The following is a 22,696-nucleotide window of genomic DNA, read 5'->3' as shown; positions in this document are numbered from 1 at the left end:
GCCTCCTACGCTATTGAAATTCCGTATATGTCTTGGACGACGGCCACCTGGTCCGGATGGATTACAGAACGCCCCGTGAAGCCGTATTCCCTGGAGAGCAGACAATCCTCGCGGAACCCCTCCAGATCACGATAAGCCATGTAAGTGGTGTCAAAGCATTGAAGGCCCACACTGCGGCAGTATTCCCCCAGCCTCTGCTTGGCCTTCCGGACCTCCAGGGCCGGGTCCCGAAGCCCCTTAGCCACACAGTCATTGAAATAATCTGTTCCTCCAAAGGTAAACGCATAAATATTCCGGCTGGCCTGATGAATCTCTCCGAGATTAGCAATAGCCTCACAGCATTCAATCATGACTTCATAGCTGGGTGAATAGTTCAAGCTACGCTGGTGTATAACATCCTGCACCTTGCGTTCCACTTGCCGTAAATCCTCCGCCGTCCGGACCATGGGCAGCCGGATTCGGGCAGGGCGCTCTGGCACAAGCTCTTCCAGATCCTGCTCCCAGTGGGAGGTATGAACACTATTCACGCGGACAATGAGCGTATGCTCCGAGTCACTGAATTCCTGAAGGGCATTCTTGACCACATATCTTGCTTCAAGCTTCTTCTCCTCCGGCGTACCATCTTCCAGACAGAGAATAATATTCATAGGATAGAAGGTCATAGCGTACTCTATGTAATTCGGTTTGTATCCCGGAACATAGAAATAGACTAAGGATTCGGCAGCTACACTCATCCTGTTACACCTTCCCGCTGATTAACCGTGTTCAGAGAGTAGGCCAAGGCTTCGCAGCGGCTGCGGATGACCCACTCATTGGCTCCATTGAACCAGATCTGGGGGGACAGATCCGCCAAGCCATACTGCTTCAGAATGGGAACAACATATTCATAGACTTGGCGGTCCGTAAGCTCCGGCACCATATTCATGCATTGCATTGCAGCGTGGCCTTCTTCGATGACAATTTTAATATCGCTAGATTCTATCGATCCGGCACTGACATTCATTAAGAACCGACCTCCAATGAGTAATATAGAGCCTCCAGCAGAAAATAATCGCCCCAGATCTGAGATTCGCCTGCGGCTTGAACGACATGCAGCGGCGTGCTGGCGTGCACCAGCAGTCCTTCATGCTCCGGACCCGGGGGCGCATACTCCGCAGAAATCAGAACATCGAGCACCCTCTCTGCTTCTTGCCGGAACTGCTGGCGTAAGGGATCATTAGGGCTTAAGGCTGCGGCAAACTGGTAGAAAGCAGAGCAAGCGATCGCAGCAGCCGAAGCATCCCTCATAGCCGTCTCCTGATGGGACAGCATCAGATCCCAGGCCGGAACACCATCCGAACAGACATGGGCTAAGTAGAATGCAGAGAGCTGCTCAACCTTTGTCCTCCACTCCTCTTCATGGCCCAGCACATACATTTGAACTGCTCCATAGAGTGCCCATGTGTGGCCTCTGGCCCACACCGATGCTGAGCTGAATTTGGCGTTCTTGTTGTAGGGCTGCTCCGGGGCTCCCGTAAGTGAGTCCATTCTCATATATTCGTAAGTGAAGCCGTCTTCCCTCATCAGCGCAGCACTTGTAATCTGTGCTGATTCGATGGCAGCGGCGCGATAGCGCTCCTCACCGGTTATCCGATAGGCCCATAGCCACAACCGGATGTTCATCATACTGTCGACGCCTGCATAGCGCTTCCCCTCGGGCAGCCAATTGCATTCCAGATAACCGCCCGGGAGACGCGAATCAAAAAGGCTGTCAGCAGCTTCAAGCGCAATCGTTCTGTATGCTTCCTTACCGGTCAGATCGTACCCGAACGCATAAGAGTAATAGAACAGGAAGCCAATATCCTGATAATCCCCCTGATTCTTATAAGACTCAATCCCGCCCATCCAGCGGTCAGCTTCCTCAATATAAAGAGTATCGCCGGTCAACTGATAGAGCTGGTAGAGGAGTCCAATGAAGAATCCGGAGGACCACTTATCCTCCAGCATATATCTTCCGTTGTTCGTAACATAAGGAAGCCTAATCTCACCGGAGGATGGCATAGAAGCAAGCTTGTCAAGCTGCCTGCGGGTCTGTCTGACGGCACGGTCAATCACCTCATTACGTGTAGAAACAGTAATCTGTAGCACCCCCGATCATATTTTCACAGCGCTTTTACCCAGTTCAATTCCAATCTGCTCCAGCCATTCATCCGAAAAAATAGTATTGTAGTACCGGTCTCCGCGATCTGGAAGAATCGCAAGCACTTTGTCCCCGCCAGGCAGGCGGCGGGCAAGCTTAAGGGCCGCGAACACCGCTGCACCTGCGGAGCCGCCGACCAGCAGCCCTTCTTCCTTAACCAGCCTGCGGGTGGTGGAGAAGGCCTCTGCATCCGAGACATGCGTAATCTCGTCATACAGCTCTCTTCGCACATTGCCCGGTACTATAGCTGAACCAATGCCAATCTGATGTCTGACACCCGGGGGCTTCCCGAAGGTAACCGAGCCGGCAGCATCAACGGCCATAATCTTTATGTGCGGGATATGTTCTTTCAGCCCCAGGCTGCACCCGGTAATGAGACCGCAGGTGCCTGCCGGTATCACTGCCCACTGAAGCTCATTACCGAACGCCTCATAGATTTCAAGCGCGGTCGTTTGTCTGTGTGCCTCAGGATTACTCGGGTTATTATACTGATTAGGCCAGAATGCTCCCAGTTGCTTGACGAGCTCCTGTACCTTGTCCAGGCGGGCTCTAAGATAGTTGCCATACTCATCAGCCTGATCAACCATTACCGTCTCCGCACCATAGGCCTGGATAATACTGAGATTGACCAGACTGATCTTGGGATCGACCACACAGATCAGCTTGTACCCCTTTTGCCGTGCCACAAGCGCCAGTCCGATGGCCAGATTCCCGGAGGAGGATTCAACAATCGTGCCGCCGGGCTTCAGTTGTCCCGCTGCCTCCGCTTGGCTGATAATGTAGAGCGCCGTGCGGTCCTTCATGCTGCCGCCGGGATTAAGCCCCTCCAGCTTGATGAATACCTGCGCCCCATACGGGTCCGGAAGATAATTCAGTTTAACAATAGGCGTGTTCCCAATTAATTGCAGCACATTGTCGTAGATCAAACCTATCACCTCCCAAGGCATATTCTCATAGATTTTTCTATAAAAAGTAAAATAAATACATTTGCATCATACACTTTTATCCTAATAAATGTAAATATATTAAAAATTTTTATCACTTTGATTCAAAATTTCTATAAAAATCCATCAACTTGAATTTCTATTAGTGAACATTTCGCAACGACTTCCCTCTAAAGCGTTTGCCCGGACGGGTTCCCGTTTAATGAATGGGAAGATTTGAACCAGAGGAGGCGACTGACTTGGCGAAGAAGCAGGACAAGCTGTGGCATGCCATGGACAGCCAGCGTACGCTGGAAGCATTGGAGACAAGCATGGAACAGGGCTTGAGCGGCAGCGAGGCAACCGCGCGGCTGAACCGTTATGGAAGGAATGAGCTGCCGGAAGGTAAAAAATCGCCGGCGGCCCTTAAATTTGTGAAGCATTTCAATGATGTGCTGATCTACATTCTGCTGGTTGCTGCCGTCATTATGGCCCTGCTCGGCCATTGGACCGATACCATCGTCATCATTATCGTAGCCATCGTCAACGCGGCCATCGGTTTCGTGCAGGAGCACCGGGCCGAGCAAGCGCTGGAGGGCATCAAGAATATGCTGTCCCCGGAAGCTCAGGTACTGCGGGACAGCAGCCCGGCGGCCATCGAAGCGGCAGAGCTGGTGCCGGGCGATATCGTGCTGCTGAATCCAGGCGACCGAATCCCGGCAGATCTCAGGCTGCTCAGCAGCAGCAATCTGAAGGTCGAGGAATCGGCGCTGACCGGCGAATCTACCTCGGTGGAGAAGCAGACGGAAGCGCTGGAGGAGGACTGTCCGCTTGGTGACCGGACCAACATGGTTTTCTCGGGCACAACCGTTGCTTCCGGGACAGGAATTGGAGTAGCGGTAGCAACCGGCGGCAAGACGGAGCTCGGGAAAATTAACCAGTCCATCGCCTCCGTGGAGGAGATCCGCACCCCGCTTTTGCAACAGACCGCCCGTTTCGGCAAAATGGTGTCGGTTGTTATCGTAGCCGTCGCCGCCTTGATGTTCGGCTTCGGCTACGGGCTGCGCGACTATGAGACCGGAGAGCTGCTGCTGTCGGTCATCGGACTGGCTGTAGCGGCCATCCCCGAAGGCTTACCGGCCATTCTGTCCATTATATTAGCGATCGGTGTGCAGAATATGGCACGGAGAAAGGCCATCGTCCGCAATCTGCCTTCTGTAGAGACGCTGGGCGCGGTCTCCGTCATCTGCTCGGATAAAACGGGAACGCTGACCAAAAACGAAATGACCGTCACCTCTGTAGTAACGTCCATGCATGAATACGGGGTTACGGGAACCGGATACGCGCCTGAAGGTGAAATTATACGGGATGAAGACAAGGAGGCCGATCCAGAGCAGGACCGGACGCTGAAGCATCTGCTGATATGCGGGGTGACCTGCAACGATTCTGTGCTGACGGAAGAACAAGGGGAGTGGAAGCTTCAAGGCGATCCTACAGAAGGCTGCCTGCTGACGCTTGCGGGCAAGGCCCAATCTGAAGTTACTGAACTGAAGACGCGCTCCAAGCTCCCGTTCGACTCCGAATACAAATACATGGCGGTCCTGAGCGAATACGAGGGACGTTCAGTCATTTATGTCAAAGGTGCGCCGGACCGTCTGTTTGAAATGGCGGACCGGCAGGCGGACGACGAAGGCGAGACTCCGTTCGATGCTGATTTCTGGAACGGCCAGATGCAGGCCCATGCCCGCAAGGGACAAAGGGTCATCGGACTGGCGATGAAGGAGCTGCCGGAGGACTCCTCCCCTGAGCAGATAGACCATGATGATCTGAAGGAAGGACTGGTGCTGCTGGGGCTGGCAGGGATCGTCGATCCGCCGCGTGATGAAGTCGTGGATGCGATCCGCGAGTGCCAGAACGCCGGGATCGAGGTCAAGCTGATTACAGGCGACCATAAAGAGACAGCGATGGCCATCGGTGAACAGCTGGGCATCGGCGATGGGAAGCATTCGATTGAAGGCCGGGAGCTGGACAACCTGTCTGCGGAAGAGTTGAAGGAAGCTGCACAGAAGTATTCCATCTTCGCCCGCACCAGTCCGCAGAACAAGCTCCAGCTGGTCGAAGCGCTTCAGAGCAGCGGCAGCATTTGTGCCATGACCGGTGACGGAGTGAATGATGCCCCGGCACTCAAGCGGGCAGATGTAGGCGTAGCCATGGGCATCAAAGGCACCGAAGTATCCAAGGACGCCTCGGAAATGGTTCTGGCCGACGATAATTTCAGCACCATCGTCAAGGCCGTCAAGGAAGGCCGGCGTGTGTACGACAATTTGAAGAAAACCATCCTGTTCATTTTGCCGACCAACGGTGCAGAAAGCTTCCTGATCATGGCAAGCATCCTGCTGGGCACGATGATTCCGCTGACGCCGATCCAGATTCTGTGGGTCAATATGGTCAGCTCGGTCACGGTCTCCCTGGCACTGGCGTTTGAGCGGATTGAGCCCGGAGCGATGAAGCGGCCCCCGCGCAATCCGGCGGCCCCCCTGCTCAGCGGCTATTATATCTTCCGCATTCTGTTCGTATCCGTATTGCTCGGCGGGGGAACCCTGGCCATGAACATGTCCATGCTCAGCAATGGATATGAACAGGCTGTCGTCAATACAGTGACCATGCAGACCATCGTCCTGGCGCAAATGTTCCATCTCTTCAACTGCCGCACCGAGCTGGGACCGGCAATCCGCAAGGGATTTTTCGACAATAAAGCGGTCTTCGTCGTATCCGGCCTGCTGGTCGTACTCCAGCTGTCCATCACCTATCTGCCGTTCATGAACCGGGTGTTCGGCACAGTGCCGATCGGCCTGCCCTACTGGTCCTTCCCGCTCCTCATGGGAGCCGCGCTGTTCGTAATTATTGAGCTCGAAAAGGCGGTTACGCGCGGAATTATCCGCCGCCGTCATGAGAGTGTAGCCGCCAGCGGGAATGGTGACCGTTCGGCTGCTGCTTGAGTACTCCACTACCTCTTATCTCCCGGCATCTCATCCTCACCAGCACTCCACAGTATAGTTTGGCAAGGATTGCAACAACAAGGGTAAGCAATTATGATTAACCTCAGAATGGTTAGTGCCCCGGGAGGTAGTAATATGTCAAAAACGATATTAGTGGTAGACGATGATGAAGAAATCGTAAAACTCATCACCAAGACGCTAAGGTACGAGCAATTCGCTGTAATTACGGCAAGCTCCGGGAGAGAAGCCCTATCTGCGGTGGAGGATCACCATATTGATTTCATTGTACTGGATATCGTCATGCCTGACATGAACGGACTGGATGTCTGCAGAACGATCCGGTCGTCTTATAATGTTCCGATTATTTTGTTAAGCGCACGGGATCAGGACATTGATAAAATTGTCGGTCTGGAAATCGGCGCAGATGATTACATGACCAAGCCGTTCAGTATTCAGGAGCTGGCCTCCAGGATCAAGGCTCATTTCCGCAAAGTGGACAGGCTGCACAAAGAGTGGGGCGAGCTTAGTCCTGCCAAAGACAAAGCCGATGCTCCGCTTATTTTAAATGACAAAACGTATGAAGCCTTCCTCTACAGCCGTAAGCTCGACTTATCCGCGAAGGAATTTCAAATTCTGTCTGTCCTGATGCGTCACCCCAATCAGGTACTCAGCCGTGAGCAGATCTATGAAAACGTCTGGGGAGACGAATACGGAGAGATCAATACCGTAACGGTCCATATCAAGAATATCCGCAAGAAACTGGGTCCTGAGCATAACTTCATTAAAACCATCTGGGGCATAGGCTATAAATACACAGAAAGAGAGCAATAGGATGAAACTGAAAATCAAGCTTCCCCTGTTATTCCTGCTAATGCTGCTGATTCTGATGTTCTCGATTGGTTTGTATTTAAAGTTTATCTTTGCCGTATATTCCCCAATACGTACCACTTTGCTGGACTCACCATATGTAGTATTACTGCTGCCCATCTTCGTCATCGCCGGCTGCATATTTTCCATTCTGATCATCTATATTCACTTCCGCATCGAGCAGCCCATCCGGCGTCTGAATGCCCGGCTGGAGGAAGTCAATGTGGTCCGTCCCCTGCCTCCGCTGGCTTTGAAGCGTAAGGACGAGATTGGAGAGCTATATAATCACTTCAATAAAATGGAGCACAGGCTTCAGCTTGCCCACAGAGAACAGACCGATATGCTTGCCGCCATCGCCCACGATTTGAAGACACCCCTGACCTCGATTAACGGATTTACTGAACTGCTGGCCACACATGAGGACTTACCCGAAACTGAGAAGCAGGAATATTATGAGTTGATTCAGCGGAAATCAGCCTATATGGTTGAACTCCTCAATGATTTCTCCAGCTTCACCAAAGAAAAATCGGAGCTTGAATCCATGATCGCTAAGCCTGTAAAAGCGACAGAGCTGTTCGCCGACATTGCTTTTGAATATGAGTATGAGCTGGCGGGACTTGATATTGAACTGGTTTACCGCCATTCCTTCACGGACAGCATATGGCTGACGGTGAATGAACCGATGCTCCGCCGGGTGTTCGGCAACCTGTTCAGCAATGCCGTTAGATATGGCGGGAAGCCGGATCTGAAGGTGTATATGACCGGATATCTGCGGGAGCATCATGCCTATTTTCAAATAGAAGATAATGGAATTGGCGTACCGGATCAGGACATGTCTTCACTGTTCCTCAAATTCTTCACGGTGGACCCGTCGCGGCAGATCCGGAAGGGCGGACTCGGGCTGGGGCTGGCCAGCTGTAAATCGATTATTGAGCACCATGGAGGCGAGATTACGGCCTTCTCCTCGGAGTATGGCGGTCTCGGGATCAGATTCAGCCTGCCTTTATAGTTTTTTATATTCTCTTCAGATCTGTTTATTTTTCCTTTAATGAAGCTTCATGTTTGGATGTGACAATAGGTTGTAGCAGGATACAACAATCACTGGAACCAAGCAGGAGGTCGGAGGAAGAATGAGTATTCTATCCAAGAAAAGAATCGGCAGCACGCCCGCGATACAAATTGACGGAGTGCACAAAAGGTTTGGCGACTATACCATATTAAACAATCTTTCGCTGGAGGTCACCCGGGGTGAGATCTTCGGATTCCTGGGACTGAACGGCGCCGGGAAGACAACGACGATCAAGATGCTGCTGGCGATGATCAAGCCTAACTCGGGCTCGCTCTATATGTTAGGTGAGAAGGTCGACGCCGGAAACTCTAAACTATGGAGCAAAGTCGGGTATTTGGAGGAGGCGACCTTTTATCCGGATCTGACTGTAACGGAGAATCTGGAGATCGCCAGACGGATGCAAGGGGTGCCGGACAAGGATGCTGTACCGCAGGTGATCTATAAGTTGGGGCTGGAGCCGCACAAAAAGAAAAAAGCAAAGCATCTCTCCCTCGGGAACAAGCAGCGCCTGGGACTGGCCAAAGCAATGATTCATAACCCTGAGATTCTGATTCTGGACGAGCCGATCAACGGCCTTGATCCCGCAGGCGTAGCGGAGATACGGAATATGTTATATAATCTGGCGCACAATTTCGGCATCACGGTGTTTATATCCAGCCATCTGTTAGAGGAGCTCTCGAAGGTGTCCACACGGATTGGGATTATTCATGGCGGCAAGCTGGTGCAAGAGGTCGCGATGGACAAGCTGGAGCAGTCCTTGGAGAAAAGCCTGGTCGTGAACGGCCGGAACAAGCCTGCCTTAAAGAAGGTGCTGGAGGCGCATGGCTATGACTTTGCGGATACGGCAGACGGCTCCATTAAACTCACCAATGAACATGCCGCAGATCATCCGGAACGGCTGGCCGAACTGCTCGTGCAAAGCAATCAGCCGCCAACGTCGCTTCGGGTAGTTACAGAGGACCTGGAAGGCTATTTTCTCCGCACCATCGGGGTTAACAGGGGGATTAAATAATGAATATTCTATCGGTGTTACATTGTGAGCTTCGCAAGATTATCCGCTCCAATGTGTTCTGGATCATGTTCCTGGTTCTAGGCTTCGGGCCCATCATGATGGGCGTCGGAAATGTATTATCCAGTGACGCCGGCGGTGTCACCTGGGAAGCGTATTTAAACGGATTGCTGGAGACGCTTGCCCCGTTGGGACTGATCGGCTACACCTTCGTGGCCGCATGGGTATTCGGAAGGGAATTCTCGGATCGGACCATCAAAGATTTACTGGCCAAGCCCATTTCCCGGGCGAAAATTGTATTGTCCAAGTTCCTGGTCATTTTAGCATGGTGTTTGTTACTGTCCATCTATATGTTTGCCGTAGGCCTTGCCGTAGGAGCTATCCTGGGTGTTGCAGGCGGGTCCGCCGCGTTCATTTGGAGCTTGTTCCTTAAGTTCCTCATTACCTCGCTGCTGTTCATTTTGGTAACCGCACCAAGCATTCTGTTGGCCAATGTGACCAAGGGCTACCTGGCCCCTCTGGGACTCATCCTGATCATCGTCATTCTGTCCAATGTGCTCAGCTCCTTTGGATTTGCACCCTATTTCCCATGGACGATCCCGTCGGTATTTCTAAGCACAGGTTCGCTACAGTTAAGCAGTATCATCATCATTGCGTATACCGGGATTATCGGAATTGCCGGAACCTTTGCCTGGTGGAGATATGCGGAGCAGCCATAACCGGACCGGATCGTCTCAAATCATACGAAGAAAAGAGCTGTTCCCAAAGCCATGAAATGGCTGCTTGGGACAGCTTTTTATTGCGGTGCAGGATCAACGTGAGCACTTAGATGGACGCTCCGCAAACGGACCGTTGTTACAATCGCTGTTGTGTCCAGATTTTTTTCATTCCCCTTAGCGGTGAAAATCCGGACACAAAGGCGACCGCTGCCGCTTTTTCATAATCGTTCCGTCCGCTCCGCTGTTTAAGCGGGAAATGATCATTCTTCATCACCTGCAGCGCTCTTCATCGCCTCCTGCTCACGGAAGGCCGAGGGTGTCAGCCCGTACTTTTTCTTGAACAAGGTGGAGAAGTAAGTGATGTTGTATATCCCTACCGCTTCACTGATCTTAGCCGCCGTGTCAGGAGTTGCAGCAAGCAGCTCCTTCGCTTTGTCCAGCCGGGTGTTGTTCAGGTATTCACTGAAGGATTGCCCGGTCGCTCCTTTGAACAGCTTGCCCAGATAGCTGGGTGACAGGCCGGCGATTTTGGACACCAGATCGAGTGAGATGTTAGGCTCGGCATAATGCTCATGGACATAATTCTGTACTTTTTCAATGAGACTATTATGCTTCTTGGCATTCATCCAGTGATTCTTGTCTTCAATTAACTTGCAGATGGTGGAGCAATAGCGGTTAAACAGGTTACGGATCTCCGTGAGATCCTCAGCACCTTCAATTTCGGTTACCGCCTGCAGATAATCATTGAAATTAGAATCCGGCACATGCTGCAAATAGTCAAAAGCTTTAAGCAAAGACAACATGAGCTGCGTGCTGAAGGTGATGATCTGATGAACAGATCCGCCGGATATAGTATCGATAAATTCTTCGATGGCGCCAGCGATAGGCTCCGGCTTGCCCTGCTGCACAGCATCAATCAGATTCTTTTCGTAGCTACTTGGATAGCTTAAGGCCGTTAACACATGGTGCCGTGTCGCTGCCGCGTCCAGAATCGCTTCTTTCCCATAGATTAAGCGGTATTTCACATACTGCTGGGCTGATGTATACGAGGACGGAATATTCCCCTTGCCTAAGGAGATATCTCCGACACCTATCGATACAGTCACCTTGAAGTAACGGCTCAGGAAGCTCTGAACATTACGCAAGGCAGGCACCAGTTCCTCCGGCAGCTGATTTTTCGTGTATTGAAGGATGGCGGCAGCTTCGTTTCCTCCCATAATAAGAACATCGCAGGGGCCGATATGCTCCAGCAGCTCTTTGGCGATATTCCCAAGTGCGAAGCGCAGCAAAGACTGCTGTTTCCCCTCTACCCTCTCCCCTGCAGGCTCAAGCTCATTAATCTTGAATACCAGCACGCCGAAGAACGGTCCCGCAACCTCCTCGCCGATCTCCTTAATCATCTCGCTTGAGACCGAGTCCTCCAGGGATTGACCGCGCAGCAAGGCATGAAGATAATGCTCACGGACCGTCCGGGAGGAATGGCTGATGACGAACTGCATCGATTTCTCACGTTCATGATAGGATTGGAACACCTCGGTCACCATCTTGTATTCATCAATCAGTGCCAGGCCTGATGCGGGTTTGGCTGGGCTCGGCATGACCTTCTCCAGCAGCGCCGATAAGGGCTTATTCATATTCGAGGTCAACAGGATAGAGATCAGCAGACCTGCAAGTACAATACCGGCTGTGACCAGCAGCGTAATTCCCCGGAGCTGGTCAATGTCAGTGATGAGCTCAGAATACGGTGAAACGCTTACAAAATACCAGTCCAGTTCCTCTGATTTCACATAAGTGACCAGATTCTTTTCGTTTGCAATCGTTGTGGTGAAGCTGTTCTCCGGTTGGTTCTCTATTAATATGGTCCGTACATACTCCTCCCCGGATAAGTCATCCAGGAACAGATTCGAATCGGTATGAGACAGCACTTTACCTTCATTATTGATCACGAAGACATTATTGGCCGCGCCCGCTTTACCGATCTTGCGGATCGTCGTCAGAATCGACTGTTCCTCCACATTGATATAGATCAGCGGACTGCCTCCGGTCTGGTATGCGAAATTCGGATACAGCAAGAAGGTCAGGAACTGTAACGGCCTGCCGTTATTCCGGCCCGCAACCTTCAGGCTGCGCGGATTGAACTCCATATACTGCTTCGCACTGAGCGCGGTGAGCGATGCGTCGAACGGAAGTCCGGCGGTATCGATGGTCGTGCCTGTAGAAGGCCGGTGAATTCCGATGCTGTGGATATACGGGTTCAGATTGGCAATCTGTTCGATCTGCTGATGAATATGATAATTGCTCACCTTGTTCTCCACCGTCTCATCCAGAAAGGACAGGATCTCCGGTTGAATCAGCAGTGTATTTCCGATCGTCATGACTTGGTTATAGACGACATCCGAAGCATATGTGATTTGGGATAACATGGCCCGGGAATTGCGTTCGATCTCCTTGATGGCACTTCGGGAGAACAAGGCGAAGAGTACACTGGACAGCAGGCTTACAGTTAGCAGAACGAGCAGGAAATATGAAATGGTGAGTTTTTGAAAGGCCTTGTATCGAACAAGCCGCTTGATGGTTGCCCGCATGCTGTATTCCTCCCCTGCTGCTCGGTATCATTTCTAAATATAGTACATTTCCGTCTGGAACGGTACTGAATCAGGCGAAAATGAAAGCCATTCCGTTTTTTTGAAAGCCTCGTGAGCGAATTCGAAAGCGTTTGCCGGGTTTTAAAATAGACTCTTACTGCGGCTATAGCTAAGCTGAAATCAAGGCAACAGTCATCTATAACAAACCAATAGGGGGGGAACAGGAATTGAAGAAAAAACGGCGTCCAGGGCTCAGCATACTGTCAGACATCCGCAGGAATGGTACGTCCTATTTGTTGGTTTTGCCGGCCATGGCATACACGTTTATTTTCGGCTATATGACCTATCCTTATATGGTTATTGCTTTCCAGCGCTTCAATTATACAAAGGGAATTTTCCATAGCGAATGGGTGGGCTTCAAAAACTTTGAGTTTTTCTTCCGTTCCAATAAAGCGCTTACAGTTACCTTTAATACCATTTACCTTAATTTACTGTTTATTGTTTTCGGCACGCTGATGGCGCTTACTATTTCACTGGTGCTGAACGAGCTGCGCAAGAAGCTGTTTGTGAAGATCAGCCAGTCGCTGATGTTATTCCCGAATTTCATCTCATGGATCGTCATCAGCTATGTGCTGTATGCGCTTTTCTCCATGGATATGGGCGTGATCAATAGAATCCTGAACCAATTCGGAATGACCTCCGTGAACTGGTATACCGAAGCCCAGTCCTGGCCGGCGATTCTAACCATCATGCATGTGTGGAAGGGGGCCGGCATGAGCGCGATCATCTACCTGGCGACCATTACCGGCATTGACGAGACGTTGTATGAAGCAGCCGAGATTGACGGGGCGAACCGCCTGCAGATGTGTTTTCGGATTACGCTTCCGCTAATGATGCCAACAGTTATTATTCTGACGATGCTCTCGGTCGGCAAAATTATGTACGGCGATTTCGGGATGATCTATGCGCTCATCGGGGACAACGGCACCCTGTATTCGACTACGGATATTATTGATACGTATGTGTTCCGCTCCTTGCGCCAGATCGGCGACCCTTCTGAAGCCATGGCCGTGGGACTGTTCCAGTCGGTTATCGGATTTATCCTTGTCTTTGGTACCAATGCCGTTACCCGCAAGTACTTCAAAGATGGCGCGTTGTATTAAATCCGGGAAGGAGGAGTATTCATGAAAAGAATTTCAATCAGCAGAACGGTCATGTACACGCTGACAGCGGTCTATTCGGCGCTGTGCCTGCTTCCGATGCTGCTTGTGCTGATGATCTCCATCACGGATGAGGATGCCATTCTTAAGAACGGCTACAGCCTGTTTCCGGAGAAATTCTCTCTGTATGCCTATAAGCTGATCTTTACAAGCGGCTCCCAGGTCATTCAGAGCTACGGCATTTCGATTTTTGTCACTCTCGTCGGTACCACGCTGGCCCTGCTGATTACTTCTATGGCAGGCTATACCCTGGCGAACAAAAATGTGAGGCACCGCAATCTGCTCGCCCTTTACTTTTTTATCACCATGATTTTCTCAGCCGGCATTGTGCCCTGGTATCTGATGAACCGGGCGCTCGGCTTAACCGATAATATACTCGCTCTGATTATTCCGTCGCTGCTGTTCAGCCCGTTCAACCTCTTCCTGGTGCGCAATTTCATGAACGGCATTCCTGACTCGCTGCGGGAATCGGCCACCATCGACGGAGCCAGTGATATTGTCATTGCCTTCAAGATCTATCTTCCGTTATGTAAGCCGGTACTGGCGACGATTGCCCTCTTCTATGGACTGGATTATTGGAACAACTGGTGGAATGCGATCATGCTGATTGACACGAAAGACCTGTACCCGCTGCAATTCATGCTTCTGCAGATGCAATCGGAGATCAGTATGCTGAACGATATGGCCATGCTGGCCGGAACAAGCGACGTTACGCTTCCTTCGGAGTCGGTCAAGATGGCGACAGCCATCGTAACCATCGGACCGATTGTTTTCCTCTATCCTTACTTACAGAAGTACTTCGTGAAAGGGCTCGTGATCGGTTCGGTGAAAGGCTGATGTCATCCCTTAGGGGTTAACATATAGAAGACAACATAAGAGGAGGTCCGTATTATTCATGAGAAAATCCTATGCAACCCTGTTAGCTGTGGTGCTTGCCCTGTCCACCCTGGTTGGGTGCGGCAAGGCCGATAATGCCAGCCCTGGCGCAAATGGAGAAAGCAATGCTTCATCCCCAAATGCAGAGAATGCTAATGCCTCTGAGGTCGTCAAAATCAAATACGTGGTTCCCGGCACCGAGCCCAAAGACTACCAGAAGGTGTTCCAGAAGGTCAATGAGAAGCTGGCTGCTGACGGTGTCGGGGTTGAGGTGGAGAAAATCTACATCCCCTGGGATGCGTGGGACCAGAAGCTGAACCTGATGCTGTCCACCGGGGAAGAGTTCGATCTGTTTCATGTCATGCAGGACCGCACTCCTTTTTCCAACTACTACACCCGCGGTGCACTGGCAGATATCTCTGAAGAGATTGAGAAGTACGGAGCCAACCTGAAAAAGAATATTCCGGAGGATATCTTCAACGGGGCGACCATCGGCGGGAAATATTATATCGTGCCCTCCTATTGGGTTGAAATGGCTAGCGAGGGCCAATTCAATATCCGCCGCGACATTCTCCGCGAGAACCATTTGCAGGAGCCGGCAACTCCGGCTGAGCTGATCAGCGCCTGGGAGACAGTGATGAAGAACTGGAAGGGAAAGAACAAGCCTTACTTAGGCACCCGGGCCGATTTTGACCCGATCAATCTGCATACCTCCATCCTGCACCGGACCTATGACACCTTCCCGTTCACCGTTAAGGATAAGTTCTTCTATGTCAACCAGAACGGAGAGGTCAAATCCTGGATTGAAACCGACGAATTCAAGAAGGATGCCGCCTTCATGCACGAGCTGTACACCAAGGGAATTACGAATCCTGACATTCTGGTCATGAAGCAGGAACAGGTAGATGCCCAGCTCGACAGTGGGGAGTGGTTCGTACGCCTGGGAACGGGCGGAAGCCTGAATGGGCTCCAGAAGTACAATCCGGATGCTACAGTGGACGATATCGGCGTAGTATGGTTTAACCCGGAGAAAGAGTATCTGCGCCCCCTCTCCTTCAAGAACGGAAATGCCGTACCGGCGAACAGCAAACATCCGGAGGCCGCCGTTAAATTTATGGATTGGATGCTGGCCAGCCAGAATAACTACGACCTGGTTCAATATGGCCTTGAGGGTGAGCACTACACCAAAGATGGCGACAAAGGCTTAAAGCCGATCAAAGACCCGAACAACAATAATAATCCGCGGTACAGAGGCTCTGATTCGCAGAACGGCAATGTGAACTTTATGCGTTTTGACCCGGAGAGCAGTATTCCTGAGAACAACAAGGTCTTATTCGAGCCAAATCCGAGTGCGGTCAACAGTATTGCAGCCAACTTTATTTTTGACCCGACGAATGTAAGAACCGAATATACCAATATTCTCTCGGAAGCTTCAGCCAGCATCACTCCAATCTATATGGGGGTCCTGGACTACGACAAGGCCTTCCCCGAAGCGTTGGATAAAATGAAGAAGGCAGGTCTGGATAAGGTCATTGCCGAATATCAAAAACAGTTCAAGGAATATCAAGCTTCTCAGCAATAAAACGAGCTGCAACACCAAAGGAGCGGAGAAATCGTGAGCCTGCATCAGCAAAAACAACAATTTGAAGCAACCAAAACCATCTATGACAGCGCAACTCTGGTATTTAAGAACGTGGACGGATTCGATGTCTATAATATTTCGATTCCTTTTGAACGGGATGGCAAGCGTTACTTGTTCGGCCGGGTGGAACGCCGGGAGGAATGGGCCCGCTCCTGGGTCCGTCTGTTTGAGCAAACAGGCCAGGATGAATGGACTTTGGTGGAGAACAGCATGATCTATACGCTGGAGGACCCGTACATCAGCGAAATAGGTGATGAGCTCGTACTGGGCGGAACGCATGTGCAATATGAAAGAGGCAAATACAGCACGTATTTCGGTTACTTTTACCGGGGGACGGATCTCCACGACTTGTACTACTTCACTACCGGTCCTAACAAAATGAAGGATATCCGCCTTGTTGCTCTGGCGGACGGCAGAATTGGCGTCTTCTCCCGTCCGCGGGGCCATGAGGTGAAGGGCCAATATGGCAGCGAATCCATGATCGGCTTCACGGTGATTGACAAGCTGGAGGATTTGACTGCTGACGTCATTGAGAACGCCCCTTATATTCATGGTATCTTCGGAGCAGGCGAATGGGGAGGCGTTAATCAGGCTTACCTGCTGAGCAGCGGCAAGATCGGAATTGTCGGCCATATTTGTTATTCGCACAAGGATGAGAACGGACAGGAAATCAAGGTCTATCTGAACATGTCCTTCATCTTCGATCCCGTGACCCGGGAATCCCATAACCTGCATCTGATCGGAAGCCGTTCCTGCTACCCGCCCGGACCAGCCAAGGCACCGTATTTGACGGACTGCGTCTTCTCTTCGGGGATCGTGATGCGAGGGGACGGCAAGGCCGATCTGTACAGCGGCGTTGGCGACTGCCAGGCCGGGCGTATTACGATTGACTATCCGTTCGCATCTTACGGAAGCATTGTCTAAATAGATTGAACTAAAAATTCAAGTTAAAGGAAAAGCAATTCAACACCCAAGGAGGATATTCAAACGATGAATCAGGCAAACACACCCATCATAGGAGCATTGGCCTCCAGTCGGCTCATCCGCCGCCATCCGGCCAACCCTGTGCTAGATGCAGCGCGGGTCCCTTACCCCACCGCACTTGTGTTCAACGCGGGAGTGGTTAAGTTTGGCGGCCGGTATGTGATGGTATTCCGCAATGACTACGGCTCCCTTGAGAAGCAGACCCTGGAGCCGTCTCATACAACGGATCTCGGAATCGCATTCAGTGAAGACGGAATTCACTGGACGGCCGGGCCGAAGCCGGTGTTCAAGCTGAACGACGAAGAGTTTGTGCGCGGATACGATCCGCGGCTGACGGTAATTGATGACCGTTGCTACATGTGCTTCGCTGTAGATACGCGGCATGGGATCCGGGGCGGGATCGCAGTCACGGATGATTTTGAATCCTTTGAAATCTTGAGCCTGTCCACGCCGGACCTGCGGAATATGGTCCTATTCCCGGAGAAGATCAACGGCAACTACGTGCGGCTGGAACGGCCGTTCACCGTATACAGCCGCGGTGGCAAGGACCGATTCGACACCTGGATCGCGGAGTCGCCGGATCTCATCTATTGGGGACGTTCCGATCTGTTGCTGGCGGTGGAGCAGGTCCCATTCGCCAATGACAAGATCGGCCCGGCAGCACCGCCCGTGAAGACAGACAAGGGCTGGCTGACCACCTTCCATGCGGTGGATCTTGATCCCGCCAGAGGCAAGAACGGCTGGGAGCCGTCCTGGAAGAAGCGGTATACGGCAGGCATTATGCTGCTGGACCTGGACAATCCGAAGAAAATTCTCGGGATGAGCGCTTCGCCGCTGCTCGCCCCTGAAGCCCCCTACGAAGTAGACGGAGGCTTCCGCAATGATGTCATCTTCCCCGGCGGCATGATTCTGGAGGACGATGGCGAAGTTAAAATCTACTACGGCGCGGCCGACACCGTGGAATGTTTGGCCACCGCGCATGTCGATGATTTGCTTAGGCTTTGTTTGGGGCAGTAAGATAGGTGGCCACTCTGGCCTCCTGACTAGCAGAAGCGGGTATCATCCTTTAGTGAGGATGATACCCGCTTTTTCAAACTATGCTTCAACCGCTTGCGGTAACGTTCTTTCATACTCCTTGTATAACACATAACGCTGGACCCCTCTTGAAGCCTCCACCGCTTCCCGCGCATACCTGACCGCGAGCTCACTGTTGCCCGCTTTGCGTTCAATTCCTGCAAGCACCGCTGATCTCATCCATGGCTTTCGGATTGACTTCAAGTGTTCCCGCGCCTGTGTACTTTTCCCTTCCTCCAGCAAAAGAGCCGCTTCATAGTACGCCCGGTAATCGGGATAGCGGATATACGGCACGGCTTCCTGAATAGCAGCCATATCTTTGCGGTACCATCCGTAAGCCGCCTTATACGTTGCCTGTACCGCTACCCTTTTATGCTTGCTCATCAGCTGCTCCATAACCGTTCCCGCTTCATCCTCAAGCCTGTTCGCAAGAACATACTGAATATAAAGGGCTGGATTACTTTTTTGGCTGCGCAAAAAAGACTCCACGCGGTCCACACGCTTGTCCAAAACTGCCGGATAATAGAATTGGATTGTAAAAACAATGAGAGTAGCCACCACAGCGCCCACTACGATCAGGATTGGTGAATAGTCATTGAATAATGTGAATAAGACAAACACGAACAGCATGAAATAAACCGTAATGCTCCATCGATAGCGTTTCATTCTAAATCTCCTTTGAGTGTCATCCTATACAAGCAAAAATTCCATTTAAAATATTGTAGCACATTCCATAATCTATCAGCATAAAAGTAGGCTTATGAAAAAACTAATCAGGATAACTACCATATACATAACATAAAACGTTATATAAAACACCTTTATATTATTTTTCATGCACTTTTTAATAAATAAAGTACTCTTCCTTTGTTAAAATCTCTAAAAATAGTTCAATTTCATATTATTCATTGACTGAATTAATATACAATGTTATATTTCTTAACACAATTAATAATATACATAGAGGAAAGGGAGATTGCCTACATGAGTAAGTTGAAACGTCTGCGTAGAACGAAGAGGCAAGTTATAGCTACTTCCATTGCGTTATCTGTTATTGCTTCGGGAGTCATTCCGTTTCAAACGGCCGATGCTTTAACGAGGGTTACTTCATCTAGTGGCACCGTATGGGAGATTCACGATGCTTTTGCACCCAGCTTGGACACAGGAAGCTTGCGTACCGTCGGTACTACACAAGTGCAGGGATTCGGTAATATCTTTGTTAAAGTATCCTCACCTTCAGCTTCCCTGATGAATGGACAAATGATGCGTGGGTTCGACCTCAAGTACGATGGCGTTAATAGATTCACTTCGTCTCAATCTGTCAATCTGGGAAATGTCACCGTCACCCGTGATGTGTATGTGGACACTATCAATAATCGGACTAGATTCTTTGATACTTTTACCAATAAGAATGATATGGCTGTAAAAGTAGATGTATCCTTCGGCGGCTCCTTAGGCTATGGCACAGCGGCCAATGCTTCAGTGGTCAAGGCAACCTACTCCAATGATCTGGACGTGACTACAGACGATTCATGGATTGTGGTCGACAGCAGCGCCAGAAACAATAAACCTCTAGGTGTTGCGGTCGGGTCTCCACATCCATTTAATAATGGATTAACCGCTCTAGGGAATCAACAGCAGAATCCATTCACCACACCTCTGGCCAAGTCCGGTAATGAGGCGAATTTCTATGGCTTCATTAATACCTTGAACCTTGAACCGGGCCAGTCGAAATCCCTGGTGAATTTTGTACAAGTTGGAGAAGCGGGTGAAGCTGGGCTGAACAATCTGGTTGCCACGCTTAATGGACTTAATCAGCAGCTGGATGTATCCGGCTTAACCCCTGCACAGATCCGCTCCATCAGCAACTGGGATATCTCAGGCATAGAGGGACTTAATACTGGAGATACCCTGTTCGTTCCAGAGGCTCCTGCAGCGCAAAGCTTCATCACTTCCTCCCCTTACGATGTTGTGAATAAATCTATTGCACAGATGCAGCAGGATATGATTAGCGGTACAACGACTTCTGTACAAATTACTCAAGCGTATCTGGATCGAATCAAGGCATACGATATGGGGCAACTCGGCTTCCATGCCTTCCTGCATGTATCCGAAACTGCGCTGGCTCAGGCCAAAGCGGCTGACGAAGCCCGTGCACAAGGCGCTAAGGGCGACCTGCTGGGAATTCCGATTGCGATCAAAGATATCTATGACACCAAGGACATGCCGACTACAGGCGGCAGTAAAGCACTTGAAGGCTGGCGGCCTGAATCGGATGCCTTCCAGGTGAATAAGCTGCGGGATGCCGGCGCTGTCATTATTGGTAAAGTCAATACTTCGGAGTTCGCTAACAGCGGAAGCTTTAGTGAAAGCGGCTGGATGCAGACATGGAACGCACTCTATCCTTCGAAAACCTCTTTCGGCTCCAGCGGAGGATCGGCAGTATCGGTTGCAGCTGATTTCGCAGCGGCAGCTATGGGATCGCAGACCGGGGTATCTCTCTATGCTCCGACAACAGGCGCCAGCTTAAAGAGCTTCCGTGGTACAGACGGCATGGCAAGTACGACAGGTGTGCTGCCGCTCACTTGGGGACAGGATTATGCGGGGCCTATCGCCAAAACCGTAACAGACCTGGCCATTATGCTGAATGCTACAACAGGTACGGACCCGCAGGATATTTTCACCGTAACAGCAGATGCAGATCATAAACGTCCGGAGAACTGGAAGGAGTCGCTGGATGCCGGCGCATTGAAAGGAAAGAAAATCGGATACATCCCCGAATCCTTTGTCTCCAGCTACGCAGATGATGATACTGGAGTGGCAGTAAAGAATAAGTTCTCTGAGCTGCAAGCTGCGGGAGCGGAAATGGTTGAAATGTCAAAAATGCCAGCAGCCCCTACCCGTCCTCAAGGCATTAACGGTTCTACCGAAGGCTGGGCGCGCTATATCGAGCTTCATAAAGCCTTCCCTTACGCGGATGGAGCAAGTGTACTCGCCTCAGATAAGGTGCTTATCTATAATCAGAGAGGATATACCGCCCCTACGCGGATGACGGAACAGGCTGTACAGGATTACATCAAGTATAGAACGGACTATAAAGAAGTGATCAAAGGCTGGATGGACGAGAATGGCGTGGATGCCATTGTCTATGCAGGCTTCATCAGTGACGTGTATAACAATGACGCATCAGCCTCTCAGTTAAGCTCTGACCGCAACACGGGAGTATTAACGTCTAATGTCGGCCTCCCTACCGTAGTGGTTCCTGTAGGAACGAACGACAGCGGTTATTCGATCTCGATGCAGCTTGTGGGCAGAGCATGGGACGATGCCAAAGTTCTAGGTATGGGCTATGCGCTTGAGCAGCAAAGTCAAGCCAGACTGCTTACCGCTTTTGCTCCAGCACTCCCATATGTTCCAACCCCTACTGATCCTGATCCAGTAGATAATGAACCAAGCAATCCAAGTCCTGGAGGAGGTACCGGAACTCCACCGGTAACAGCAACACCAACGCCAACACCTACAGCTACACCGGCTCCTACAGCTACACCAGCACCAGCAGAAACAACAGCACCGACACCTGCGCCGGAAGTGGTAAGTTTTACAGATACACTGAATCATTGGGCAAAAGCAAGCATTGACCTGCTGATCTCCAAAGGATTGCTGACGGGTTATGAAGATGGAACCTTCCGTCCGAATGCAGGCTTGACCCGTGCCGAAGCCATTAAGGTCATTACAACGCACATGGGGCTTGACGGACAAGCAAGCAGCTTCACCGATGTATCTGGAGCACATTGGGCAAACAAGTTCATCGGCGCAGCCGCCAGTGCCGGCCTGATGAACGGTTATAGCGACGGCACCTTCCGTCCAAACGTGAAGATTAGCCGCAGTGAATTAGCCACACTAATCACCAGAGCCTTTAAGCTGACTGGTACCGGAACCACCTCATTCAAGGATGTTAATAAAGAGGCCTGGTATTATAACTCCATTGATGCACTGGCATCGAATAAAATTATTACCGGATACGAAGACAGTACATTTAAGCCTGCAAAAGACATTACCCGGGCAGAGTTCGCTACTATGGTGGCGAGGCTGTTGGAGAGCGGGAAGTAAGAGGAGTTATTATTAAAAGTATAGAATTCACAGGAAAGGCCATCCCGAAAGGGATGGCCTTTAACTTGCTGTAACAAATTCTTGATTTGTACTGCTGCTTGTGGTTAAAGTTTCATTTAGTGAATGCAAAAATAACGAGAATTATAAACATAACAAAAAAAATTGTGAATATTATCAAGCTAATTTTTACATGATTATAAATCCTCATCAATTCCGGTTTTCTTTCTATCAACTTTAAGGAGGATAGGGATAGTAATGGGATACTCAGTAGTGCTATAAACGCTGGTATTATAGTAATCATGCTTGATGGATCAACATAATTGTACTTTTTCAAAATAGTAACAGTGCCTATTCCCATCATTGCTATCCCAAATAAAATTAATGCAAAACCCATCATTTTATTTAGTCTGCTTGCATAATACGATATGGCTAGCAAGCAT

At 50.5% G+C, this 22,696-nt stretch carries 17 protein-coding genes; 11 read left to right on the top strand and 6 right to left on the bottom strand.

Translation table 11 applies throughout. The annotated features are described in order from the left end of the window. Positions 1-5 precede the first annotated feature (5 nt). The 4 genes from NST69_RS05995 to sbnA are packed head-to-tail and all read right to left on the bottom strand — an operon-like array spanning position 6 to position 3,105. The gene (locus tag NST69_RS05995; protein ID WP_342548742.1) at positions 6-734 is read right to left on the bottom strand and encodes a CoA ester lyase; all 729 of its coding nucleotides are present in this window, start codon (positions 732-734) and stop codon (positions 6-8) included. Then, complete coding sequence (locus NST69_RS05990) at positions 731-1,003, bottom strand: hypothetical protein (protein ID WP_340955188.1); 273 nt, start codon at positions 1,001-1,003, stop codon at positions 731-733. Before NST69_RS05990 ends, NST69_RS05995 begins: the two co-directional genes overlap by 4 nt. Further along, positions 1,003-2,127, bottom strand: a complete 1,125-nt coding sequence (locus tag NST69_RS05985) for a glycoside hydrolase family 88 protein (protein WP_342548740.1) — start codon at positions 2,125-2,127, stop codon at positions 1,003-1,005. The genes NST69_RS05990 and NST69_RS05985 overlap by 1 nt, the downstream gene beginning before the upstream one ends. Positions 2,128-2,133: 6 nt before the next feature. Continuing rightward, positions 2,134-3,105 (bottom strand): 2,3-diaminopropionate biosynthesis protein SbnA, encoded by a 972-nt coding sequence (gene sbnA, locus NST69_RS05980; RefSeq protein WP_209874991.1) that lies wholly within the window; start codon positions 3,103-3,105, stop codon positions 2,134-2,136. 290 nt (positions 3,106-3,395) lie between these two features. Between sbnA and NST69_RS05975 the strand changes: the two genes are divergently transcribed. From NST69_RS05975 to NST69_RS05955, 5 genes are all read left to right on the top strand, one after another. Continuing rightward, positions 3,396-6,101 carry a cation-transporting P-type ATPase gene (locus NST69_RS05975; RefSeq protein WP_342550087.1) on the top strand — a complete coding sequence of 902 codons (2,706 nt, stop codon included), beginning with the start codon at positions 3,396-3,398 and terminating at the stop codon, positions 6,099-6,101. Between the two features lie 135 nt (positions 6,102-6,236). Beyond that, a complete protein-coding gene (locus NST69_RS05970) occupies positions 6,237-6,932 on the top strand; it encodes a response regulator transcription factor (RefSeq protein WP_342548739.1) in 696 nt (231 codons plus the stop codon). A 1-nt stretch (position 6,933) separates the two neighbouring features. Further along, positions 6,934-7,977, top strand: coding sequence for a HAMP domain-containing sensor histidine kinase (locus NST69_RS05965; RefSeq protein WP_339254580.1), 1,044 nt, complete (start codon positions 6,934-6,936; stop codon positions 7,975-7,977). Positions 7,978-8,098: 121 nt separating this feature from the next. Next, on the top strand, positions 8,099-9,049 hold the full coding sequence (locus NST69_RS05960) for an ABC transporter ATP-binding protein (RefSeq protein WP_339254578.1): 951 nt from the start codon (positions 8,099-8,101) through the stop codon (positions 9,047-9,049). Next, positions 9,049-9,765, top strand: coding sequence for an ABC transporter permease (locus NST69_RS05955; protein WP_339254576.1), 717 nt, complete (start codon positions 9,049-9,051; stop codon positions 9,763-9,765). The genes NST69_RS05960 and NST69_RS05955 overlap by 1 nt, the downstream gene beginning before the upstream one ends. Before the next feature lie 260 nt (positions 9,766-10,025). Here the strand turns inward: NST69_RS05955 and NST69_RS05950 are convergent, their stop codons facing one another. Next, a complete protein-coding gene (locus NST69_RS05950; protein WP_342548736.1) occupies positions 10,026-12,350 on the bottom strand; it encodes a helix-turn-helix domain-containing protein in 2,325 nt (774 codons plus the stop codon). A 227-nt stretch (positions 12,351-12,577) separates the two neighbouring features. On the opposite strand from NST69_RS05950, the gene NST69_RS05945 reads away from it, so the two are divergent. The 5 genes from NST69_RS05945 (at position 12,578) to NST69_RS05925 (ending at position 18,089) form a co-directional block, all read left to right on the top strand. Continuing rightward, entirely contained in the window at positions 12,578-13,513 is a 936-nt protein-coding gene (locus tag NST69_RS05945; protein WP_342548735.1) for an ABC transporter permease subunit, read from the top strand. A 21-nt stretch (positions 13,514-13,534) separates the two neighbouring features. Continuing rightward, on the top strand, positions 13,535-14,407 hold the full coding sequence (locus NST69_RS05940) for a carbohydrate ABC transporter permease (protein WP_342548734.1): 873 nt from the start codon (positions 13,535-13,537) through the stop codon (positions 14,405-14,407). Between the two features lie 58 nt (positions 14,408-14,465). Further along, complete coding sequence (locus NST69_RS05935; RefSeq protein ID WP_342548733.1) at positions 14,466-16,028, top strand: extracellular solute-binding protein; 1,563 nt, start codon at positions 14,466-14,468, stop codon at positions 16,026-16,028. A gap of 33 nt (positions 16,029-16,061) precedes the next feature. After that, positions 16,062-17,012, top strand: coding sequence for a DUF1861 family protein (locus tag NST69_RS05930; RefSeq protein ID WP_342548732.1), 951 nt, complete (start codon positions 16,062-16,064; stop codon positions 17,010-17,012). A gap of 66 nt (positions 17,013-17,078) precedes the next feature. Further along, the gene (locus NST69_RS05925) at positions 17,079-18,089 is read left to right on the top strand and encodes a glycoside hydrolase family 130 protein (RefSeq protein ID WP_342548730.1); all 1,011 of its coding nucleotides are present in this window, start codon (positions 17,079-17,081) and stop codon (positions 18,087-18,089) included. Between the two features lie 78 nt (positions 18,090-18,167). Here NST69_RS05925 and NST69_RS05920 read toward each other — a convergent pair whose 3' ends face one another. Beyond that, positions 18,168-18,812, bottom strand: a complete 645-nt coding sequence (locus NST69_RS05920) for a hypothetical protein (RefSeq protein WP_340978955.1) — start codon at positions 18,810-18,812, stop codon at positions 18,168-18,170. Positions 18,813-19,130: 318 nt separating this feature from the next. On the opposite strand from NST69_RS05920, the gene NST69_RS05915 reads away from it, so the two are divergent. Then, positions 19,131-22,256: an amidase family protein gene (locus tag NST69_RS05915; RefSeq protein WP_342548728.1), complete on the top strand. Its 3,126-nt coding sequence runs from the start codon at positions 19,131-19,133 to the stop codon at positions 22,254-22,256. Positions 22,257-22,696 lie beyond the last annotated feature (440 nt).

This window comes from Paenibacillus sp. FSL P2-0089, from assembly GCF_038595095.1.
Lineage (GTDB): Bacteria > Bacillota > Bacilli > Paenibacillales > Paenibacillaceae > Paenibacillus_AQ > Paenibacillus_AQ silagei.
This window is presented reverse-complemented; position numbering and strand designations above follow the sequence as displayed.